The sequence below is a fragment of the Streptomyces sp. NPDC057486 genome (assembly GCF_042802415.1).
In the GTDB taxonomy this organism is placed as follows: Bacteria; Actinomycetota; Actinomycetes; order Streptomycetales; family Streptomycetaceae; genus Streptomyces; species Streptomyces yanii.
Genome location: NZ_JBHVEE010000330.1, coordinates 1 through 1,349 on the forward strand (window position 1 = coordinate 1; position 1,349 = coordinate 1,349).

Consider the following 1,349-nt stretch of genomic DNA (forward strand, 5'->3'; position numbering starts at 1 on the left):
GGGACTTCCACCCGAAGAGTGGACACCGTTTCATCCTGTTATGCGGCGAGTTCGAGCGTACTCGATCGCTGCTCGTAGTCGACCGGGCTGAGCTGTCCGTTGGCGGAGTGCCGGCGCCAGGTGTTGTATCGGGCGAGCCAGCGGAAGACCGTCCGTCGGCAGATGTCCGCTCCGGCGAAGCGGCGGGCGCCCTTGAGGATCTCCCGTTTCAAGGAGGCGTGGAAGGACTCGCAGGCGGCGTTGTCCGCGCTCGTGCCGACCGCGCCCATGGACTGGGTGACACCCAACTCGGCGCAGAGATCGGTGAATTGACGCGACACGTACTGGGCTCCGTGATCGCTGTGGAAGATCGCGCCGGCCAGGCTGCCGCGGGTCGCGGCGGCCATGGTCAGTGCATCGGCGACCAGGTCGGTGCGCATGTGGTCGGCGATCGACCAGCCCACCACACGGCGGGAGAAACAGTCGATGACCGTGGCGAGATAGAGGAACTCGCCGTCCCCGACGGGGAGATACGTCACATCACCCATGTACTTCAGGTTCGCCTCCGGCGCGGTGAAGTCCCGTTTGAACAGGTCCGGGACCGGCGTCGCCGACGGCTCGGGCACAGTCGTGCGGACCTTCTTGCGCAGGTGCGTGCCGATGATGCGGAACTTGCGCATCACGCGGGCGACCTTCTTCTCGTTGATCTCCATGCCGTGCGTATCGCGGAGCTCGGCCGTGATGCGCGGAGCCCCGTACGCCCGGTCGGACTCGGCGTGGATGGTGGTGATTTTCTCGGCCAGGGCCTCGTCCTCGCGCTCCCGCGCGGCGCGGGCCTCACGGCCCTGGCTCCACTTGTAGTAGCTGGAGCGGTGGACGTCGAGGACCTGGCACAGCCGCTGGACCGGGTAGGTCTCGCGATGATCCTCGATGAACCGGCAGCGGCCTACCAGGTCATCTCCGAGGCGAAAAACTTTGTCGCCTTGCGCAGGATGTCCCGCTCAGTGGCGAGGGTGGCGTTCTCCTTGCGGGCGGCCTTCAGCTCGGCCTCCAGGGCCTGGACGCGGGCTTCGAGCTCCTCGCGGGTGGCCTCGGAGGCCGGGGTGGTGCTGGTCACGTTCTTCCTGGTCATGCCGGTGGTGCTGCCGCCGCGGACGCGGTCGGCGCGGATCCAGTTCCGCAGGGTCTCCGCATTGATCCCCAGGTCACGCGCGGTCTGCGCGATCGTGAGATCGGGGTCCGAGTGGAACAGGGCCACGGCATCGGCCTTGAACTCGGGCGAATAGACCTTCATCACCATAATCGGTCACCCTCTCCCGACCCCCACCGGGGTCGGCGTCAGAGTGTCCACCACTCAGGGGGAGGTCCCG

General features: G+C 67.1%; 1 protein-coding gene. It reads right to left on the reverse strand.

The features are described 5' to 3' along the window. Positions 1–38: 38 nt before the first annotated feature. A protein-coding gene (locus ACFU6I_RS48705; RefSeq protein WP_384381055.1) for an IS3 family transposase occupies positions 39–1,279 on the reverse strand; the annotation gives its coding sequence in 2 pieces (ribosomal slippage) (positions 39–940 and positions 940–1,279; 1,242 coding nt in all). Between the last annotated feature and the right edge of the window lie 70 nt (positions 1,280–1,349).